This window comes from Myxacorys almedinensis A, assembly GCF_010091945.1.
GTDB lineage: Bacteria > Cyanobacteriota > Cyanobacteriia > Leptolyngbyales > Leptolyngbyaceae > Myxacorys > Myxacorys almedinensis.
In genome coordinates this window covers 1-19283 of record NZ_WVIE01000034.1, presented here as the reverse complement: position 1 = coordinate 19283, position 19283 = coordinate 1, and the positions used below count along the sequence as shown (strand labels likewise).

General features: G+C 50.3%; 17 protein-coding genes. 4 read left to right on the top strand and 13 right to left on the bottom strand.

Translation table 11 applies throughout. From position 1 onward, the window contains the following. The first annotated feature begins 145 nt into the window (after positions 1-145). Positions 146-985, top strand: coding sequence for a DNA-formamidopyrimidine glycosylase (locus GS601_RS20355; protein ID WP_162425129.1), 840 nt, complete (start codon positions 146-148; stop codon positions 983-985). Positions 986-1115: 130 nt separating this feature from the next. Here GS601_RS20355 and GS601_RS20350 read toward each other — a convergent pair whose 3' ends face one another. The 5 genes from GS601_RS20350 to GS601_RS20330 all read right to left on the bottom strand — a co-directional run bounded on the left by GS601_RS20350 (position 1116) and on the right by GS601_RS20330 (position 7776). Beyond that, on the bottom strand, positions 1116-2147 hold the full coding sequence (locus GS601_RS20350; protein WP_162425128.1) for an isochorismatase: 1032 nt from the start codon (positions 2145-2147) through the stop codon (positions 1116-1118). Between the two features lie 91 nt (positions 2148-2238). Further along, positions 2239-2667: a phosphomannose isomerase type II C-terminal cupin domain gene (locus tag GS601_RS20345; protein WP_162425127.1), complete on the bottom strand. Its 429-nt coding sequence runs from the start codon at positions 2665-2667 to the stop codon at positions 2239-2241. Positions 2668-2773: 106 nt separating this feature from the next. Next, positions 2774-4264 carry an MBOAT family O-acyltransferase gene (locus GS601_RS20340; protein ID WP_162425126.1) on the bottom strand — a complete coding sequence of 497 codons (1491 nt, stop codon included), beginning with the start codon at positions 4262-4264 and terminating at the stop codon, positions 2774-2776. Positions 4265-4679: 415 nt separating this feature from the next. After that, positions 4680-7061 carry an FG-GAP-like repeat-containing protein gene (locus GS601_RS20335; RefSeq protein ID WP_162425125.1) on the bottom strand — a complete coding sequence of 794 codons (2382 nt, stop codon included), beginning with the start codon at positions 7059-7061 and terminating at the stop codon, positions 4680-4682. Positions 7062-7428: 367 nt separating this feature from the next. Continuing rightward, the gene (locus GS601_RS20330) at positions 7429-7776 is read right to left on the bottom strand and encodes a DUF4870 domain-containing protein (protein WP_162425124.1); all 348 of its coding nucleotides are present in this window, start codon (positions 7774-7776) and stop codon (positions 7429-7431) included. 344 nt (positions 7777-8120) lie between these two features. Here GS601_RS20330 and prfC point away from each other — a divergent pair, with 344 nt between their 5' ends. Further along, a complete protein-coding gene (gene prfC, locus GS601_RS20325; RefSeq protein WP_162425123.1) occupies positions 8121-9749 on the top strand; it encodes a peptide chain release factor 3 in 1629 nt (542 codons plus the stop codon). A gap of 266 nt (positions 9750-10015) precedes the next feature. Further along, positions 10016-11239: a hypothetical protein gene (locus GS601_RS20320; RefSeq protein WP_162425122.1), complete on the top strand. Its 1224-nt coding sequence runs from the start codon at positions 10016-10018 to the stop codon at positions 11237-11239. A 30-nt stretch (positions 11240-11269) separates the two neighbouring features. On the opposite strand, the gene aroF is transcribed toward GS601_RS20320, so the two are convergent. From aroF to GS601_RS20290, 6 genes are all read right to left on the bottom strand, one after another. Next, a complete protein-coding gene (gene aroF / locus GS601_RS20315; RefSeq protein WP_162425121.1) occupies positions 11270-12325 on the bottom strand; it encodes a 3-deoxy-7-phosphoheptulonate synthase in 1056 nt (351 codons plus the stop codon). A 205-nt stretch (positions 12326-12530) separates the two neighbouring features. Beyond that, positions 12531-13715, bottom strand: coding sequence for an NAD(P)-dependent oxidoreductase (locus GS601_RS20310; protein ID WP_162425144.1), 1185 nt, complete (start codon positions 13713-13715; stop codon positions 12531-12533). 76 nt (positions 13716-13791) lie between these two features. Then, positions 13792-14340 (bottom strand): dTDP-4-dehydrorhamnose 3,5-epimerase, encoded by a 549-nt coding sequence (gene rfbC / locus GS601_RS20305; protein ID WP_162425120.1) that lies wholly within the window; start codon positions 14338-14340, stop codon positions 13792-13794. 6 nt (positions 14341-14346) lie between these two features. Beyond that, positions 14347-15297: a glucose-1-phosphate thymidylyltransferase RfbA gene (gene rfbA, locus GS601_RS20300; protein WP_162425119.1), complete on the bottom strand. Its 951-nt coding sequence runs from the start codon at positions 15295-15297 to the stop codon at positions 14347-14349. A gap of 23 nt (positions 15298-15320) precedes the next feature. Then, positions 15321-16427, bottom strand: coding sequence for a dTDP-glucose 4,6-dehydratase (rfbB, locus tag GS601_RS20295; RefSeq protein WP_162425118.1), 1107 nt, complete (start codon positions 16425-16427; stop codon positions 15321-15323). Between the two features lie 241 nt (positions 16428-16668). Beyond that, positions 16669-17736, bottom strand: coding sequence for a glycosyltransferase (locus GS601_RS20290; protein WP_162425117.1), 1068 nt, complete (start codon positions 17734-17736; stop codon positions 16669-16671). Positions 17737-18042: 306 nt separating this feature from the next. Here GS601_RS20290 and GS601_RS20285 point away from each other — a divergent pair, with 306 nt between their 5' ends. Continuing rightward, positions 18043-18246 (top strand): hypothetical protein, encoded by a 204-nt coding sequence (locus GS601_RS20285; RefSeq protein WP_162425116.1) that lies wholly within the window; start codon positions 18043-18045, stop codon positions 18244-18246. A gap of 31 nt (positions 18247-18277) precedes the next feature. On the opposite strand, the gene GS601_RS20280 is transcribed toward GS601_RS20285, so the two are convergent. Together GS601_RS20280 and rpsO are read right to left on the bottom strand one after the other, a co-directional pair. Then, a complete protein-coding gene (locus GS601_RS20280) occupies positions 18278-18823 on the bottom strand; it encodes a PAM68 family protein (RefSeq protein WP_162425115.1) in 546 nt (181 codons plus the stop codon). 11 nt (positions 18824-18834) lie between these two features. After that, complete coding sequence (gene rpsO / locus GS601_RS20275) at positions 18835-19104, bottom strand: 30S ribosomal protein S15 (RefSeq protein WP_162425114.1); 270 nt, start codon at positions 19102-19104, stop codon at positions 18835-18837. Between the last annotated feature and the right edge of the window lie 179 nt (positions 19105-19283).

Below are 19283 nucleotides of genomic sequence, written 5' to 3'. Positions count from 1 at the left end.
CCTACTACTGCTTTGTAACGTACCCACGCTAAGCCTAGAACGAGCGAGCTTTATGCTCTCTCAATCTACGGATTGGCTCTACCAATGCCACAGTAGTTTGAACTCGTGATAGCGTGAGGGTATCCAGCTACATTCTCTTTACTTTGTGCCAGAACTTCCCGAAGTTGAAACCGTTCGTCTCGGCTTAAATCAGGTCACGCTTAATCAAGAGATTCAGGGCGGCGATGTGCTGCTCGATCGCACGATCGCTTCCCCCAACTCTCCCTTAGAATTTCTCACTCAGTTGCAAGGTTTATCGATCGTAGGATGGCATCGCTACGGAAAGTATTTGCTTGCCGAACTCTCTGCCGGAAACTGGCTCGGCGTCCATCTCCGCATGACAGGGCAGTTGCTCTGGATGAGCCAAGCTGAGCCGTTGCACAAACATACTCGGGTGCGGCTACTTTTTCCTAATGGGCAAGAATTGCGGTTTGTCGATCAGCGTACCTTTGGGCAACTGTGGTTTGTGCCCTGCGATCGCACGCCCAAATCTATCATCACTGGGCTGCAAAACCTTGGACCTGAACCCTTTTCAGACGAATTCTCAGAGGCTTATTTTGCAGACTGGTTGCGCGATCGCCAGCGTCCGATCAAAAATGCCCTGCTCGATCAAACCCTCGTTGCTGGAGTGGGCAACATCTATGCCGATGAAGCCCTGTTTCTAAGCGGCATTCATCCTAAAACGCTGTGTTCAACGCTGAGCCATTCAAACATGAAACTGCTGCGAGAAAACATCATTCGCGTGCTCAAAGACAGCATCGCCGCCAGAGGCACATCGTTTAGCGATTTTTGCGATGTGTCGGGGGTAAATGGCAATTATGGCGGCATCGCTTGGGTGTATGGGCGAGATGGGGAAGGCTGCCGCACTTGCAAAACCCGCATCGATCGGGTGAAGTTGGCGGGACGATCAGCACATTTTTGCCCCCAGTGCCAGCGTCAGCCCTAGTGGTCTGTCAAGATTGAAATGGGGGACTAGGAGGCGAGGGGGAGAGGGAGAGAGGGAGACTCTAGGAATCGGAACCATCCACCCCTCCACTCATCAACTCAAAGTTGACAATTTACTAGTCACGGCGAGTTCAATGCTTGAGCCAGTTTTGAATCGGATCAGTCGATTTAACAAGATGCATTCCCGCTTCTGCAAATCGTTGATAGGTCGCCTCTGCTTGGTCGCTAAAGTCAATCACCCCCGGAACCACCACCGGAGAGGTGCAATCGTCTAGGAGATAGACCCTTTGGGCAAGGCTGGGATCGTGCATCTTAATTTCGGTCAGCAAATCATCGATCGTCCAGGCAACACAGTGACTCTTCGCCTGTCCTGCTATGATGACTGCATCAAACTCAAACAGCGTCTGAATCAAACGACTATTTTTTTCTGCAATTAGCTGCCCATCGACGCTAGAGAGCACTTCTGGGCTGAGAACAGAATAATTTTCGGTGAGAGGATTGTTACCTTTGATTTCAAACCGGGTTTGGCTGCTGCGAGCCATGCAGTGAAAAAAAGCGGCTTCTTCAAATGCAGAGACCAACGCCTGCCCAATGCCACCCAGCATAGAGTGATATGCCCACACGGTTAACGGGTACTTGCCAGCTTGGGTGAGTTGCCGGGTATAGTGCAGCGCGTGATGGTGAAGCGCGTCGTAATTGCCGCGTTTGAGGCTATACGCGATCGCAGGATTTACCTTCCAAACTCCACTCTCAACATCGTCTAGGGTAATCATCGTCGCGGTTGGCGTGGGATGCTCTCCCGCTTCATTAATCCAAAAGATCGGATGAAAGATTTGCATCGCGGTGTGGGTGTCTAGGGTCGGTGCAATTTCGGTAATCACTCCCAAGTTGCGATAGATAAACTGACACAAGCGATCGCTATCTTCCACCGCTCCCCTGCCCGATTTTCCTCCCACAAACAACTCAAAATCGGGAATGCAGAACGTATTTTGCACATCGATCGCCAGCAAACATACCCGCACCGCATCCATTGAGGCAGGCTGAATCTGATGCTGCTTTGCCCACTGTTCTGCTGCGATCGCGCGTTGCTGGTAAGGCACACGCCAAACCCGATCCACCGTCGTGCGATCGTAATGCGCCGGAATTGGTAGAGACTGCATCATACGCTTATCGCCCCTTGCATACAGGCGCTCAAATGTCTAAAATCACTCGTCACCCAGTTCAGGGTGAAACCCCGTCCGTTACAGGCTAGGCTCAGTGTGCCCTCACGGTCTCAGCCTTCTCAGTCACCTTAGCACTTGGGTCTTTCTCAAACCGGATAATGTCGTCTTCGCCTAGATACTCACCATTTTGAATTTCAATCATCACCAGCGGAATCACCCCCGGATTTTCCACTCGGTGAGGCGTTCCCATGGGCACATAGGTAGACTGCTTTTGGATTAAAACCTTTTCCTCTTGATTGCAAATCACTTTCGCTGTTCCAGAGACAACTACCCAGTGCTCGCTGCGGTGATAGTGCATCTGAGTGCTGATGTGATGCCCCGGCTCGATCTCAATGCGGTTGATCCGATAGCGTTTTCCTTCTTCTAACTGGGTTACCGTTCCCCACGCTCGGAAGCGAGTCGCATCTGCATCGGCAGGCAAGGCAGCAGAAACCAGATCATTGGCGTGTTGGTGTGGCATAGGATTTTTCAGAACTCTTCCTTCCATGATGCAGGAAGATGGAGAATTCATCCGGGAAATCTTTGCTGAAAGTCGAAGTACAGAACTCCCATCAGAAATTAAACCATCAGAAATCAAAGTAGATATATCGAGAGCCACCCTCGGGGGCAAGTTGCCAAACGGCGTAGAGGTAAATGGGAATCAGCAACAGCTTAAGATGCCAGGTGAGTTGCACTTTGAGACCCCGTTGAAACAGATAAGTGATCGCCATGGCAATCGCGATCGCACCTAACGCGATCACCAGTTGCGGGAAAGTCAACCCGATCGCTTCACCATACACTTTCTGAGCAAACTGGGCATCTGCTGTTTGTCCCCACAAGCGTTGCACGACAAACCACGCATCCTGCACATTGGGCAACCGGAAAAAGATCCACGACCCAAACACCATCGTCTGAGTCAATCCCCAAGCCAGCAGAATTCCGGGCAAACTTTGCCAAAATTTTTCTAACCAACCGCTCCACTTTGACACAGCTTCCGTCAAGCGATGGACTGCCAGCGCCAAGCCATGCAGCCCACCCCACACCATAAAGCCCCAGGCTGCCCCGTGCCAAATTCCGGCGATCAGCATCACCAACACAAGATTAATGCAGGTACGAGCCAACCCCTGACGCGACCCCCCCAGAGGAAAGTAGAGATAGTTTCGTAACCACTCGCCCAGTGTCATGTGCCAGCGCCGCCAAAACTCTGCAATGCTGGTGGTGAGATATGGAAAATTAAAGTTTTCGGGTAGCTCAATTCCGAGCAAAAGAGCGCTCCCCCGTGCCACATCTACATAGCCGCTAAAGTCTAGATAAATTTGGAGTCCGTATGCAAAAATGACCAGCCACAGATCGGCACTGCCGGCTCGTTGAACATTATCAAAACTGAGGTTGACTAGCCCATTGAGGCGATCGGCAATCAATCCTTTTTTGATCGCACCGCAGGCAATCAGCCACAGCCCTTCTGTCACCTGAGCAACTTGCAACGATTTAACCGTTTCTAGCTGCCCGGCAAACGGATGATAGCGAACGATCGGTCCAGAAATTAGCTTGGCAAAAAATAGTTTGTAGGCAGAGAAACTAAGGAAACTTCGCGCCGCAGGCGCACCGCGATAGACATCGACTAGATAGGCAATACACTCAAACGAGAAGAAACTTAAGCCCAATGGGGCGATCAGATGCACATCTGTCCAGTTGGCGGTTTGTTGGAGGGTATCTCCCTCTGCAAACGGCGCGATCGCACCTAAAATAAACGACACATATTTAAAGCCGAGCAGCAACAAAATATTGAGGAAAATGCCAATCCACAACAATCTCAGGCGTTTTTTGTTCCAGTCTGCTTGGGCAAATTGCCAGTCATCGTGCCTCCAGTTAGCCGCCGACCCGATCGCGCGCCCCAAGATAAAATTAATCACCGTCGCCACCAGCAGGAGGGGAATAAACTGGGCTTGCAGCGACGAATAAAAGATTAAGCTACTGATAAAGAGTAACCACGATCGCAACCACGGTTGCCGCACTGACCAAAAAATCCCAATCACGCACAGTAGAAAAATACCGTAGAGAGGAGAGAGAAACTGCATAGGTCGAGGATCGTTTGTCAGTAAACAATTTGTCAGTAAACAAAGAGGGGGATTACGCACGCACTAGTTTACTGGTAAATTTGGGTGCGATCGCATCTTTCTCCACAAAACCGCCAAATTAAGCTACAAAAAAAGCAGCCCGAAAGCTGCTCTGCAAAACTATGAAGGGGTAGTTTGGAGGCAAATTAAGCCTTGTCAAATCTAGTCTCGAAGGCTAGCCACAACTTGATCAGGACTCCAGCCCACACGGGTAACATTCAGTGTGCAGCCTCAACATTTAAAGTTGAACCAGGGATGGACACTCTAACAACCGTCCTGTGACAAGCAGGACATCAGATTGCGTATTCCATAATGGGGGCAAGCGTTTAACTGTCCCTATGCCCACACCTTAACTGGCTGTGGGCAGTTTTATTTTTTAAGCTGCAAGAAGGGCTTGATCGCTATTACTTTCAGAGGTGCGGGCAACCCAGAGCGCATCTTCTAACCGCGTCGGGGCGAGGGGTTCTCCTCGAATCACGGCAAGGCATTTTCCACATCCGCACTGAAGCGCCGCCGTTTGCCGTTGAGAGGTAGAGGCTGAATTCGACGAAAGCAGGGCGGGCTGTTGCGCCGCAGTATTAGGCAGGGTATAGGCTTGTGTTGCGCCAGAATTCACATTCCAGCCCAGATCGCGCAGAGCGGCCAACGTCAGCAGGCTCAAGGGCGTTGCAACTCCTGCCCCTTCTGCAAACGGCGTCATCAGTTCTGAATCGAAGCGACCTTCATCCCAGTGGGCAAAGACCTGCTGCTCGATCGGAACGGCAACGGCACCCCCAGCGCCCAACAGATCGCCATAGGCATAGCCAGCATAGGTATTCGCCAAATAGGTGGCAGAGGTGCGATCGATCCAAGTTTTGCCCATGCTAAATCGGGTTCCGTCATAATCTACAAATTCAATGGGTTCCCAGGCGGTGCCAAAGCCCAGAATATGGGCAAACTCATGAATCATGATATTCCGCAGGTAGAGCGGGTTGGCATTGAATTCGTCAAATTTGCGGGCGTTGATCGTGCCTCTCCCGCGCCGAATGACCAAGGTGTCGGTCGTGCTAATGCCAAAGGTTGGACCTGCCAGCGCCAGCGTGCTGGTATCTGCCGCTCCCGATTGAGTGACTAAATTTTGTCCCGAAAGGGTGATGGTCAGATCTTGAAACTCGGTGATGGCACTGCGGCTGGTGATGATGGTTTCCCAGAATTTTGCTGCCTCTGCGATCGCAGCGCGAGCCGCTTCTCCCAACCCTTCTAGCCCCGTGCTAAAGCTGAGGTTGATGCTAAATTTTTGGTCATCTTGAGCCGCCGCCGAGAAATCTGTAGACAGGCTGTAAGCAGAGGCTTGAGTGCCGTAGCTGAGAACTTGAACATAGTATGCGCCTGGATCTAAGAATCGCCTCAAAGATTCGCTGGTTGTGCCGCGCTCCCATTGATAGGCCAACACTTCGCCAGTGTCGATCGCGCCATTGCCGTTGATATCTTGAATCAGCTTAATATCGGCATCTCCGGTTAGCCCAGTCAAACTTGCTGTGAAAACGCCAGACTGCCCAATGCTAAATTGATAAAAATCATTCAGGTTGCTGCTATTGACCTGATCGCTGACTGCAAAAACGGGCGAGTTTTTAACAATAGCTGTCGATAAACTATCGCCTTGAACCAAAGCCTGGGGCTGCTCTTCTGCTGGAATAGGAACTGGGCTAGGGGAGGCATTGCCGCTTGTTGCGTCGGTGAAATTGCCTTGCGATAGGATGCCTAGGGGTTGCCAGTCCAGAGCGGCAGGGATCTGAAGCGCTTCTTCGCGGGTAAAGCTGCCTTGGTCAAGAAACCATTGAGTGGTTGCGCCAGTGGTAGGGTGATGCCACAGCAGATCGAGATTGCCATCTGCGTTGAGATCAGCCGTGCTCACAATCTGCCAATCTAAGCTGTTAGAAGGCAGGGAAACGGCTTGCTTAAACTCAGTGCCGTTGAGCAACCAAAGGACGTTTTCCCCAGTTTGCTCGTTTCGCCACAGCAGATCAAGACTGCGATCGCGGCTTTCAAGTGGCGAAGCGGCGCCATCAAAATCACCAACACCTTGAATGTTCCAAGCCAGATCAACCGTTCCTAAGGTGACCGACTGCGATCGCTCGGTTTTGTCGAGCAGCCAGATATCGACTGCCCCGGTTTGGCGATTGCGCCACTGAATATCGAGGGAGCGATCGCGGTTAAAATCGCCAACGTGCTCAATCTCCCAATTGAGATCGCTGATGGTGGGTAGGTAGACACTGGCGCTAAATTCGGTTCTGTTCAGCAACCAGAAGGCGACTTCTCCCGTCTGAACGTTTCGCCAGAGCAAATCAAGCTTGCCGTCTTGGTCAAAATCGCCAATGTTGGTGATTTGCCACTTGAGATCAGAAACGGTCTTCACGGTGGATTGCCGAACGGTTTCGCCCTCGATCGTCCAGATTTTCACAGCACCCGTGGCAGCGTTCCACCACAGCAAATCATCCTGAGCGTTGCCGCTAAAGTCTCCGATTCCGACAAGCTGATCGTTTTGATCGGGCAGGGTAGAAAGCGGCTGGCTTTTTGAATTTTGGGTTGAACTTTGGGGAGTGTTGATCTGCCAAAGGTCTATTTCACCCGTTGCCAAGTTGCGCCGTAACAGATCGCTGCGACTGGTGCTGGCGGAGGCAGAGCGCTGGGGTAGGGTAGTCTGTAGCTCGGACTGCTCAAGGTCTGATAACGATGAAAGGGGCAGCACATTCGTTGTCAGTGGGCTATCACCTTGCATAGTCCTCCTTGAAGTTGATTAAGTTGCTCATCTAAATCCTGGGCTGCGATCGCCATTGCCTCCGGGAAACCGTATCTGTCAGACCAATGAGGCTGATATCTGTTCACGACAAACTGCGGCGCATTTACGCCCTCCAAGCAAACTTCAAGGATCTTACGCAGGTCTGACCCTCAAAGCCGTTTTGTGACCTGCTTGCTATGCCCCACCACCGTAAATACGGAGTAAATACTCCAGTAGATACTTAAAGTTGGCAACTGTACCGAAAGCACGTCAGTAGATTCCTATACCCTGACCTCAATTGTATAGAGCAACCTTTAGATTTAAAGATGAAGATTGAGTGAAGTATTGAGATTTTGTAGTCTAGATATCAGAGAAGCCGCCAAATAAAGGGATAGCGGTACGACCGATCGCGGTTGTCTAGGCTATAAACAATGGCGATGATGGGCATGACAAAGCTCGCGATCGCGAGTGCAATCCCCAGTACGATCGCAATGGGAATGCCCACTACACTAACGGTTAAGATTCCTACCAAAATGGCATACAGATAAAGATTGATGTGAAAATTAATCGCTTCCTTGGCATTTTCTTTAATTACTGGAGTGTCATTAATCAATAAAATGGCAATCGGAATCCCGATGGCGACAATGAGCGAACTAAAGAAAATTGAGCCGTGGCAAAGGGCGGAAAGGAGACGATGTTGATCAGAGTTTTGCATAAGACTTTGATTGCTAAGTTTTATCTGGTTATCTGCGATCGGGTACTTAAAAACGTATCAGCAGCATCAATCGTTTCTGAACTAGTGTCTTAACTTTTGATAGGCGTTGAACCATAGCCTGCAAAGAGATCACCGGCGCGCTGAAGAAGTCTCATACCCTACATCTACGGCAGTCTACCCTAGACTACTAATCTTAAGATATCGATCCCGAAACTACTGACCTCAAAAGTACTGACTACGGACATCTCTACTTCGATTTTCTCCTCTACCGTAATATTTCTCGGTATTCTTAAGGTAGTGCGACTTCTTTGTTATATTCTCGACTGTATCTATCAGGCTCAAGCATGTCTAGCGAACTTCAGGCTGAATTGCAGACGGCAGTAGAGCGGCGGCGCAATTTTGCGATCATCTCTCACCCCGATGCCGGAAAAACCACGCTCACCGAAAAACTGTTGCTCTATGGAGGGGCAATCCACGAGGCAGGCTCGGTGAAAGCACGGCGCGCTCAACGTCATGCCACCTCAGATTGGATGGCAATGGAACAACAGCGTGGCATTTCGATTACCTCGACGGTGCTGCAATTTGCCTATCGATCGTGTCAGATCAACCTGCTGGATACGCCCGGTCACCAAGATTTTAGTGAAGACACCTACCGCACCCTAGCCGCCGCCGACAACGCAGTGATGCTAATCGATGCTGCGAAGGGATTGGAGCCACAAACCCGCAAATTGTTTGAAGTGTGTCGGATGAGATCGCTGCCTATTTTTACCTTTATCAATAAGTTAGACCGTCCCGGTCAAAGCCCACTGGAGTTGATGGACGAAATTGAGAAAGAGTTGGGAATGCAAACCTACGCTGTCAACTACCCAATTGGCATGGGCGATCGCTTTAAAGGGGTGTTCGATCGGGGCACGCGCAAGATCCATTTATTCGAGCGCAGCGAACACGGAAAGCGAGAAGCGGTCAACACCGTGATTGATGTGGGCGATCCAGACATTGAGACGTTGTTAGAGCAAGATCTGTACTACCAGTTCAAAGACGAATTGGAGATGATCGAAGAATTAGGCTCGGAACTCGATCTAGACGCCGTTCATGCTGGAGAAATGACGCCGATTTTCTTCGGCAGCGCCATGACCAACTTTGGCGTTGAGCTATTTCTCAATTCGTTTTTAGACTATGCCCTCAAGCCTGGCATCCACGAAAGCACCCAAGGGGAAATTTCCCCGACTCATCCAGACTTTTCGGGATTTGTGTTTAAGCTTCAGGCAAACATGGACCCGAAACACCGCGATCGCGTTGCCTTTGTCCGAGTCTGTTCTGGCAAATTTGAGAAAGATATGACCGTCAGCCACGCTCGCAGCGGCAAAACCGTTCGGCTGTCCCGTCCTCAAAAGCTTTTTGCTCAAGACCGCGAAGTGATCGAAGAAGCCTATCCTGGCGATGTGATTGGGTTGAACAATCCGGGGGTGTTTGCGATCGGAGACACGATTTATAGCGGTCAAAAGCTAGAATACGAAGGCATTCCGTGCTTTTCACCCGAAATGTTTGCCTTTCTCCGCAATCCCAATCCGTCTAAGTTTAAGCAGTTCCGCAAAGGCGTTTCTGAACTGCGAGAAGAAGGCGCGGTGCAAATTATGTATTCTGCCGATGAAGCAAAGCGCGATCCGATTTTGGCAGCCGTGGGTCAGCTTCAGTTTGAGGTGGTGCAGTTCCGGTTGCAAAATGAGTATGGGGTTGAGACACTGCTTGATCATTTGCCCTATACAGTGGCGCGGTGGGTCGATGGGGGCTGGGATGCGCTCCATAAGGTTGGACGCATTTTTAACACATTGGTGGTGAAAGATAGCTGGGAGCGCCCGGTTTTGTTGTTTCGCAACGAGTGGAACTGCCAACAGCTTGAAGGCGACCATCCAGAGTTGAAGCTCAATAAAATTGCGCCAGTGGTTTCTGGAAAAGAACCCATGGCAATCTAACCCGTAGAGAGCACAAGGCTGCTTGCCTGTAAAACCTTACCCCCTCCTATCCTCACCTTTGCCGGATGGGAAGGGCTTTTTGAGTTTAAAGCTGATCAGCGATCGCAAAAATGTCACTGTTTGTTGAAATAGAAAAACGGTGAATACTACATCATTAGGCATTTTCTATGCCAAAAGGGTAATAGCCAGATGAAGAATGCAGAGTCTTCCGGAGCGCAGATCGACGTGATGAAATATACATTAGATCATCTACTTACTGAGCTTCTATGTTGGCTTCACTGAGCGATTCGCAGACGCCCCTCCGAAGAAACCGCCATTCAAATTTTTCACCTCATCTAGCCCATCTGGTACTCAGCGTTGACTTAGAAGGAACCGTAGACGTGGACACCAAAACCGCCTTTCAACTTGTCGATCGCGTCCTGCCGTTTGAGGCGTGTCTCTATCACCAAGTTTTGCCTCTGTCTCTCGAAGAAGGATGCCTGCGTTTGGGTATGGTCACGTTAGAAGATGCGACTGCCTTGGAATATGTGCGTCGGCTCGTTGGCTTCATGAACTACACGCTAGCTCCGCAAAGCATTTCATCGGAATCTCACTATGGGGCAATGTCAGCTTATTTGCACTACAGCCAAGAGCGGCAGAACGCATCATTTCAGCCTCAGTCGCCTCCCGCAGAAGGTGCTACATCTGACATTCAGGAAAAGATTGCGCCGAAAGCCACGATCGATTTTCATGCTAAAGAGACCTATATTGTCGCCAGCCCTGATGAGTTGGACTACGAAGCCGCCTCAGATGCCCCCTCACTATCCCTTGTTCCGTCTCAGGGGGATGGGGCCGCGCTTTTGACCCCCCTGCCCGATCAAGGGGTGGCGCTTGAAAGTGCGCTGCCAACCCTAGAAGTGAGTACTCAACATTTAAATAGTGCTGTCGAAATACTCGCTCAGCTTCCTCCTGCTCAGTTGCTGCAAGAACTCCTTGGGCGCATTTTGCTAGATGGCATCGGTCGGCTTTATCTAGAGCGTCAAGCCACCCATGGACGAGTCTTGTGGAGCCAAAATGGCGTGTTACAGTCTGTGATCAACGAGCTTCCTTTACCAGCATTTCAGGGCTTGCTCGACGAACTCAAACAGTTAACTCACCTACCGATGACTCCGCTTCGAGACGTTAAGCAGGTTGAGATTGAGCGGCTTTGTCAGAAAAATCGAGTGTTGCTCAGACTCCGCATGACGCCCAACATGGATGGCGAAGCAGCGACATTGCAGATTTTGCGGGGAGCCGCACTGAAGTTTTACCAGAAGCAACAGCTAACCAATCTCAGCCGAGATGCATTGTGCATTGCGAAAGAATTGCAGAAGAAGCTTAGCGAACTGCGCGATCGCCGCGCTCAAGCCAAACTCTCGCTCCCTAGCGACTCTTCAGCCGTCCTGCCGAATCTAAGTCAGGTTTTGCAAATTGTTGAACAGCAGTTAACCGATCTGCAAGACCTCAACTAAGACAGTTGGAAAGACGGTTAGAAACGAAATTTAAACGACTGCGGGTTGCCCTGCCCAGCGCCCCAACGGGTTGCCAATGACAGCAAGTTCGCGCATTAGCCCATCAAAGCGATCGGGCGTTAGAGATTGCGGACCGTCAGACAAGGCTTTCTTGGGGTCTGGGTGCACTTCAATCATCAGCGAGTCGGTTCCCGCGGCGATCGCAGCCATTGCCATCGATGGGACATATTCGGCTCGCCCCGTGCCGTGGCTTGGGTCGATCATAATCGGCAGGTGAGTGAGCGATCGCAGCACCGGAATCACCGATAGATCGAGCGTGTTGCGGGCATATTGGCGATCAAACGTGCGAATACCGCGTTCGCAGAGAATCACATTTGAGTTTCCAGCCGCCAAAATATATTCTGCTGCCATGAGCCAGTCTTCGATCGTGGCTGCCATGCCCCGCTTGAGCAAAATGGGTTTGTCTTGAGCGCCAACTTTTTTGAGCAGCGAGAAATTTTGCATGTTGCGTGCCCCAATTTGGATCACATCGGCAACCTCTGCGATCGCATCCAAATCTGCCGCATCCATCACTTCGGTAATGATGCCGAGTCCGGTCGCGTCACGCGCCGCCGCCAACAATCCCAACGCACTTTCGCCATGTCCTTGAAAAGCGTAGGGCGAAGTCCGAGGCTTAAACGCCCCGCCCCGTAGAAATTGTGCCCCCGCCGCTCTGACTCGCTGCGCCGTTTCGATAATCATGGCTTCGTTTTCCACCGAGCATGGTCCTGCCACCACCACGATCGGATGATGCTCGCCAAACGACACCGTGCCATTGGGCGTCGGAACCGCAACTTCGCTGGCTTCTCCCTGGCGGTAGGCACGGCTTGCCCGTTTAAAGGGTTGCTCAACCCGCAAAACTTGCTCAATCCAAGGGCTAACTTCCTGAATCTGCAACGGATCAAGAGACACCGTTTCCCCCACAAGACCAATCACCACTTTGTGCTGACCGACGATCTTTTCCGGCGTTAGTCCCCAGCTTACAAATTCTTCAGCAATTCGCGAAACCTCGGCTTCTGGGGAGCCAACTTTCATTACGACGATCATGGTGAAGTTCCTGTTGGGATGTGAATGAGCAGATTTCTCAGCCGCCTGAAGATCATCTGCGTAGAGGGAGCCTACCCATCCTAAAACAGATCTGCAAAAACGGCTTCTGAACCTTTCGCTGGGGAGTAATTCGATGGCGCGATCGATCGCACGCAGGAAAGAGGCTGTTACCCCCATACCGAAGTGCGACCCATCCGGGTACCAGTCACCCAGCTACCAAAGCAGTCTGTTTTTCTACAGCCTTCCCACGACAACTCTCCCGAATGGCGAACCAAGCTCTCAATGCCAGCGTGTCTTGAAGGTCTACATCATCGAAGCTAAGAATTTGCCCTGGCTCTATTGGTTTAGTAATGACGGCATCGCTCAATAAGCCAATGGGAACCTGATTCCAGTGATCTGCCAACGTTATTGCAATGCCTCTCACATCAAAACTACCAATGCCGCGTTTAATTGCATCTCCCGGAGCTAACGATCGTTTTGCAACCGCAACAACTCCGGCTTTTGGATTGGTTGTGTTGTTCAAAAGAATGTCACCACCATTAACGATTCTTCTAATGGTTTTTGCAACTTCTAAATGACACAAATGAAAATTTTGTACCAGCGTATAATACGGACCTTCTCCCATTTTCAGGTATCTCAAGTAAGCGTTTTGAGACTCCTCGTGTTCTGCGACCAGAAAGACCCCGGCGGGCGACTTGGGTGAAAGAATATAGTCACTGATGGGTTGACCGAGCCGCTTTGCCGCATCTGCCAAAATAACGCCCCCTGAGCGGATATCTTCGGCAACTGTCCCCAACAAACCGGGCTGGTATAGGGCAGCCCCTAACCCATTGGCAACAAACGCTTGCTCAATTTGAACTTTTGTCCCATCGGTAAACGAAGCCACTTGATCAAGACTAATTCCTTGCTTGTGCGACCAATATTGCATATCTTCGAGCGTTGGCATCAGATTGAGAAAGCCCTTGATGTTGCCATACACGAGCGGCTTAAATCCCATTTGCACCGCATTTTCCCGGAGGGCTGCTAGACACCCCGGCTGATCGCCTTCCGCCTCCGTAATTTTACCTTTTTTAGCGAGATACGATCCGGTTGTCACATGCAGTTCAGAGTCCATGGTTACGACTGGAAGATGAGCCTCTAGAACTTGATCAAGAACCTCTGTTGCGTAAATAGCATCACCAGAACATTCGACAACTAAATCACAATGATCAATCAAGTCAGCAACAGAATCGGTGAGCAGGTCTTTGCGGGGGAAACCATGACAATCACTCAAATTTCTTCTGGTGAGCACTTTAGTCACCTGGAGATCGGATTGGGTTTCTAGGGCGAGTAGAATGCCTGTACCAATGAAACCTGTACCAATGATTCCAACGTTGTAGATCGGTTGCATGTTCACGTTATTTTTCCTTTTGTTAATGGTGCGATTGGTTTTGCCAAGCTCCGCAGGATTGCAGGCAGCAGGGATACTATTTGTCAAATACTTCTGCGTCTCGAAGCCACTTGCCTGCCTGATCTTTGGCAGAGAGCCTAGGTTCACCCTCTAGTGCCCATGCGATCGCTAAGTCTGGATCGTCCCACCGCAGGCTGCGCTCGTGGGCAGGTGCATAAAAATCAGTGGTTTTATACAGCACCTCAGCATAGTCAGACACCACGACAAAGCCGTGCCCAAACCCTGCCGGAACCCAAAGCTGCTGCTTGTTTTGAGCGCTCAACCGCACCCCCACCCACTGACCAAAAAACCGCGATCGCTGCCGCAAATCGACCGCAACATCAAAAATTTCACCCACCACAGCCCTGACCAATTTGCCCTGAGGCTGCTGAATTTGATAGTGCAAGCCGCGCAGCACATTTTTTGCCGAACGAGAGTGATTGTCTTGCACGAAACGCTCAGAGATGCCCACCTTCTCTAGAAACGCTTGCTCGTTATAGCTTTCATAAAAGAAGCCTCGCTCATCGCCAAACACATGCGGCTCAAGAATCAGCACATCTGGAATTTCTGTTGGGATCACCTTCATCGCGGCTCAACCTCCAACCAATTGGGGAACTAGGCGTTCCATCATGGCGTGGTCTAGTGTGCGCTTTCTGGAAAGATTGACCGGATCATTGTTGCTGGCAAGGAGATCCATCAAATACTTACCATAAGTACTTTTGGCTAAAGGTTGAGCAAGCTGATACAGTTGCTCTGCGTCAATATAACCCTGAAGGTAAGCAATTTCTTCGACGCAGGCGACTTTGAGTCCTTGCCGATGTTCTAGCATTTGGATGAAGCTCGACGCTTGGTGTAGGTTTTCGTAGGTTCCCGTATCGAGCCAAGCAAACCCTCGACCCAACAACTCAACCTGAAGCTGACCCCGGTTTAGATATGCCCGGTTTAAGTCTGTGATTTCTAGCTCACCGCGAGGGGATGGGGTGAGGGTCGCTGCGATCGCAGATGCCTGAGCATCATAAAAATAAATGCCCGGAACTGCATAATTCGACTTTGGATGCACGGGCTTTTCTTCTAGGCTAATCGCCTGACCTACAGCATCAAACTCAACAACGCCATAATGTTGTGGCTCTGCTACTCGATAGCCAAACACTAACGCTCCGTCTTGAAGCTGAGCCGCACGCGCCAGAACATCGACAAAGCCATGACCGTAAAACAGATTATCGCCCAGCACAAGGCAGACCGGCTGATTACCGATAAAGTCTTGACCTAAAACCAGTGCTTGCGCCAAACCCTCAGGCTTGGGTTGTTCGATATAGCTAAACTCTAGCCCCCACTGGCTGCCATCGCCCAAAAGGTGCTCGAACAAGGGGCGATGAGCCGGAGTGGAGATGATTAAAATTTCTCGAATGCCTGCCAACATCAGCGTTGACAACGGATAGTAAATCATCGGCTTGTCATACACAAGCATCAGTTGCTTGCTCACCACTTGAGTTAGGGGATAAAGCCGAGTGCCAGAACCGCCTGCCAAAATAATGCCTTTCATAATTTGCTCCTTGATTGGGTAATTTAGGGTGGAGTCTCAACTGATGCTTGAAGGGGGGACTTAACGGCGCGATCGCAGTAGTTTTGCGTAATCCAGGATTGGTAAGCTCCCGATCGCACTTGCTCGATCCACCGAGCGTTGGCTAGATACCACTGCACTGTTTTGAGCAATCCGCTCTCAAAGCTTTCTGCGGGTTGCCATCCCAAATCGCGCTGAATTTTGCTGCAATCGATCGCATAGCGCCGATCGTGCCCCGGACGGTCTTGGATGAAGGTGATCAGGGACGAATGGTTGAAGTTGGGCTTCGGAGCGAGGTCATCTAAAATCGAGCAAATCTGCTCTACTACAGCTAGATTCGTCAACTCGTTGCGTCCACCAATGTTGTAAGTTTCACCAACTAGGCTGTGACGCAACACCCGCTCGATCGCATCACAGTGATCGCTCACATACAGCCAATCCCGCACGTTCTGCCCATCTCCGTAGATCGGTAGTGGTTTTCCGTCTAACGCGTTGAGAATTATCAGAGGAATGAGTTTTTCGGGAAATTGCCGAGGTCCATAATTGTTGGAACAATGGGTGGTGAGGGTTGGTAAGCCGTAGGTATGGTGATAGGCTCGCACCAAATGATCTGATCCGGCTTTCGAGGCGGCATAGGGGCTGTTGGGCGCGTAGGGCGTGTCTTCTCGAAAGGCTGGATCAGTCGGATTGAGCGAGCCATACACCTCATCGGTTGAAACATGCAGAAAGCGAAACTGGGCTTTGCGCTCTACGGCAAGCTGTTCCCAGTACACTCTGCTCGCTTCTAACAGATGGAACGTTCCGACGACATTCGTTTGAATGAAGTCTTGGGGGCTAAGGATCGATCGATCGACGTGGCTTTCTGCGGCAAAATTGAGAATGGCATCCGGCTGATACTGATTGAGCAGGGTACGAACTAAGTTTGGATCGCCAATATCCCCTTGCACAAACTGGTAGCCAGCGTCGTCAGATAATGAGGCTAAGGTTTGAGGATGACTGGCGTAGGTGAGCTTGTCTAGATTGATGACGGTTGCCCAGTCTTCTCGTCTCGCCTTGAGAATGAAGTTAGAGCCAATAAATCCGGTTCCGCCTGTAACCAAATATGTTTGCATGAGAGCTACCTAACGTTGATCTTCATAACTTGATGTCTTCGACTTTGACATGGTGAATAATTTGGCTGTGAATGATTTGGCTGTGAATGTCGGACTACGGCAAGCTGCGATCGCTAACCTCTAGCAATGCTTGACTCCCGCTTTAAAGTTCTTTGCAATGAGACAAAACTACGGAGAATAACCTTTGCTGTGACCAGAAACCCTCTTCTGTAAACTGGGGCGGCTCCCGGTAACGAGAAGCCTACATAACCGCGCTTTTAATCTGAGGCAACACCGGCTCGTACCGAACATCAACGCCTTCTTTACGGAACATCTCAAGGCAGCCCTTGAGTGCTACGTCATAGGAACATTCTTCGGTGACAAACTTCTCGCCAACTTCGCCGCAACGGTGACGAAGAGCTTCATCCTGGCTCATGGTTCTGATTGCCTCGACCCAGCCTTGCACATCACCTGCCTCAACGCGGGGTGTTTCATAGTTTGCCGGTAGATATTCTTCTACTGAAACAGAGCGGGTTGAAATGCAAGCTTTGCGGCAGAGCATTGCCCAAAATAGAGTCATCAACCCACAAGCCGTATCTTCAGCTTCTAAGGGCATGACCATAAATTGGCAATGCTTGACAATATTCATCGCGTCGGTCATGGGAATTTGATACAGTGCGGTGAGATTCGCCGGAATCGTGACCCCTGCAAGATTGTAAGGATAGGAAACGGTGACGAAATTGAGGTCTGGCATCTGGGCGATCGCTTTCACCAAGGTGGGATAGTCTCGACCATCTTTGCCAACTGCACAAATGTACGTTCCAGAAAATTTGGGTGGCTCGTTTTCCATGTCTGGTTCTGATGCCCGAATCGCCCATCGGACGAACTCGAAGCGCTCAAGGGGAATGCCAAAGTAGTGAGAATACTGGTGCCGTTCAAATTCGGAGTAGACAGCAAACCGCTGCACTCGTGAATAAGCCCACTTCATCACCCGAAAGCGCAAGCCTGTTGGCAATCCATCAAAGTGAAAAGCGTAGGCAATGAGCGGCATTTTTGCCCCAAGTAGACGCATTGCGATCGCTGCCCAAAAGGCATCTCGCTGACACTGCACCACTACGAGGTCAGCCCGTTCTCGCATCGCTTGTTTGACGCATCGAAAAACTCCTGTGATTCGGGATAGGTTTGGTCGGGTTATGAGCCGTTCTAGTAGTGACTGGGGTTTTGCATAGTGAAATAGCCATCGAACCTGATGTTGTGTTTCTGGCTCAATCCAGCGCCAATCTGAACTGTGCAAACTCGTAAACACTGAAATGGTATAACCTGCTACCATAAATCTCCAACATATTTTCTGAAGAACACAGTGAATAATTCACTACTTCCGGAGACTATCGCATTCCGCAAATTTACCTGACAAGCTAAAAGGTAAAACTACTGAAAAGCTTGACTATTGTGAAGGAAAAGTAAAACAAAACTTTTTCACTTAGCTTGCAACTTATGAGAGGTTTAAATAAGCTAAAAAGATTGATAGAAAATTTAAGTAATATTGCTTAAGGAAAATGCTGATGAGATCGTCCCATACTGATGCTGTGTTCGTGCAACGTCAGTACTATTACGGTTCTTATGCCAAAAGACATCAGTGCTCGGTGAAAACCCAGGGCAATGGCTCAGCGATTTAGCAAGCCGCAGCCCTCGATTAGATCGCAGGAAAAGTACGCAGTTACTGCGATCGCTTCAGCGGTGTAGGGATGCTCAAGCGATTTCAGCAAAATGCGTCAAAATATTTATCAATTTATTGCCCTTATCCAAGAGCTTGGGACTGCTAGCGATCGCAGCGCTTTAACTGAACTTCGTTTTTAGCGATCGCGCCTTGTCTAATCCTGAGTCTTTTCGTTCCGCGCTGCCTTCCAAGCATCCGTCAGTCGCCCAAGATTGGTTGAAAACTCTTTAGCCCCCAGTAAACTACCAGGGTGCTCTTCATCCCACGATGCAGACAGGAAACCATAGGATAGACCGATGACCCCCAACCCAAAAAATCCTAGGCTGACTAGCAAAACGGCTGAATTTGGCAGTTTGAATAATCCCTTCGTCACGATAAAATAACTCACCACAAACGTGAGCATTCCAAGACTCGTGGGAATGCCACAAAAAAACGCCATGCGCCCTGCCATTCTGCGGCTGACCACATCGGGAATTTGCAGTCCTTCTTTTCGTGGGGCGGGGCGCTCTTTTCTCGGTGCCGATGCAGCAGGTTTGGCAGAATTACGCGCTCCGCCAATCGCAGGGGGCTTGGCGGGGCTGGCGTCTTTCTTGCGAGTTGGCTCAAAAGGTAAGCGATCGCGCGAACTGGGTGAGGCTGACCCTGGCGGATCTTGCCCTTGCAAATCGTCGCTTTCAGATGCTTTGGGTTCGGAGGACATAGGAAAATAACCTAACCGCGAATACCAAGACGACCAATCAGGGCGCGATACTTGGAGGGATCTTCTTTCATTACGTATGCCAGCAGCCGCTTCCGCCGACCGATGAGCTTTAGCAAACCAGCGCGGGAGGAGTGGTCTTTTTTGTTGGTTCTGAGATGTAGGCTGAGTTTGTTGATGCGTTCGGTTAGCATCGCCACCTGGACATCAGCAGAACCAGTGTCGGTTTCGTGAACCTGGTAGTCGGAGATGATTTCTTGTTTGCGCTCTTGCAGCAGTGCCATTGGGATGAGTCGTCCTATCGTGGTAATGATTACGCCAGTTTATAATGTTATCACAGGGGTCTAGAGAATGAACACCTGAGTTGAGAGATGGCAGGGCGATCTCTTCGAGTTACCCGCAAGCGATTATGTTGAAAGTCAAGAATCAAATAGAAGTCAGATGAATCAGAGAAAGTAACACT

Coding starts and splice junctions, on each gene's coding strand:
- rfbA (WP_162425119.1), bottom strand. CDS start 15,297: ATGAAAGGCATTATTTTGGCAGGCGGTTCTGGCACTCGGCTTTATCCC.
- GS601_RS20335 (WP_162425125.1), bottom strand. CDS start 7,061: ATGCAAGGTGATAGCCCACTGACAACGAATGTGCTGCCCCTTTCATCG.
- GS601_RS20280 (WP_162425115.1), bottom strand. CDS start 18,823: ATGTCCTCCGAACCCAAAGCATCTGAAAGCGACGATTTGCAAGGGCAA.
- prfC (WP_162425123.1), top strand. CDS start 8,121: ATGTCTAGCGAACTTCAGGCTGAATTGCAGACGGCAGTAGAGCGGCGG.
- GS601_RS20320 (WP_162425122.1), top strand. CDS start 10,016: ATGTTGGCTTCACTGAGCGATTCGCAGACGCCCCTCCGAAGAAACCGC.
- rpsO (WP_162425114.1), bottom strand. CDS start 19,104: ATGGCACTGCTGCAAGAGCGCAAACAAGAAATCATCTCCGACTACCAG.
- GS601_RS20330 (WP_162425124.1), bottom strand. CDS start 7,776: ATGCAAAACTCTGATCAACATCGTCTCCTTTCCGCCCTTTGCCACGGC.
- rfbC (WP_162425120.1), bottom strand. CDS start 14,340: ATGAAGGTGATCCCAACAGAAATTCCAGATGTGCTGATTCTTGAGCCG.
- rfbB (WP_162425118.1), bottom strand. CDS start 16,427: ATGCAAACATATTTGGTTACAGGCGGAACCGGATTTATTGGCTCTAAC.
- GS601_RS20310 (WP_162425144.1), bottom strand. CDS start 13,715: ATGCAACCGATCTACAACGTTGGAATCATTGGTACAGGTTTCATTGGT.
- GS601_RS20350 (WP_162425128.1), bottom strand. CDS start 2,147: ATGATGCAGTCTCTACCAATTCCGGCGCATTACGATCGCACGACGGTG.
- GS601_RS20290 (WP_162425117.1), bottom strand. CDS start 17,736: ATGGTAGCAGGTTATACCATTTCAGTGTTTACGAGTTTGCACAGTTCA.
- GS601_RS20340 (WP_162425126.1), bottom strand. CDS start 4,264: ATGCAGTTTCTCTCTCCTCTCTACGGTATTTTTCTACTGTGCGTGATT.
- GS601_RS20345 (WP_162425127.1), bottom strand. CDS start 2,667: ATGCCACACCAACACGCCAATGATCTGGTTTCTGCTGCCTTGCCTGCC.
- aroF (WP_162425121.1), bottom strand. CDS start 12,325: ATGATCGTCGTAATGAAAGTTGGCTCCCCAGAAGCCGAGGTTTCGCGA.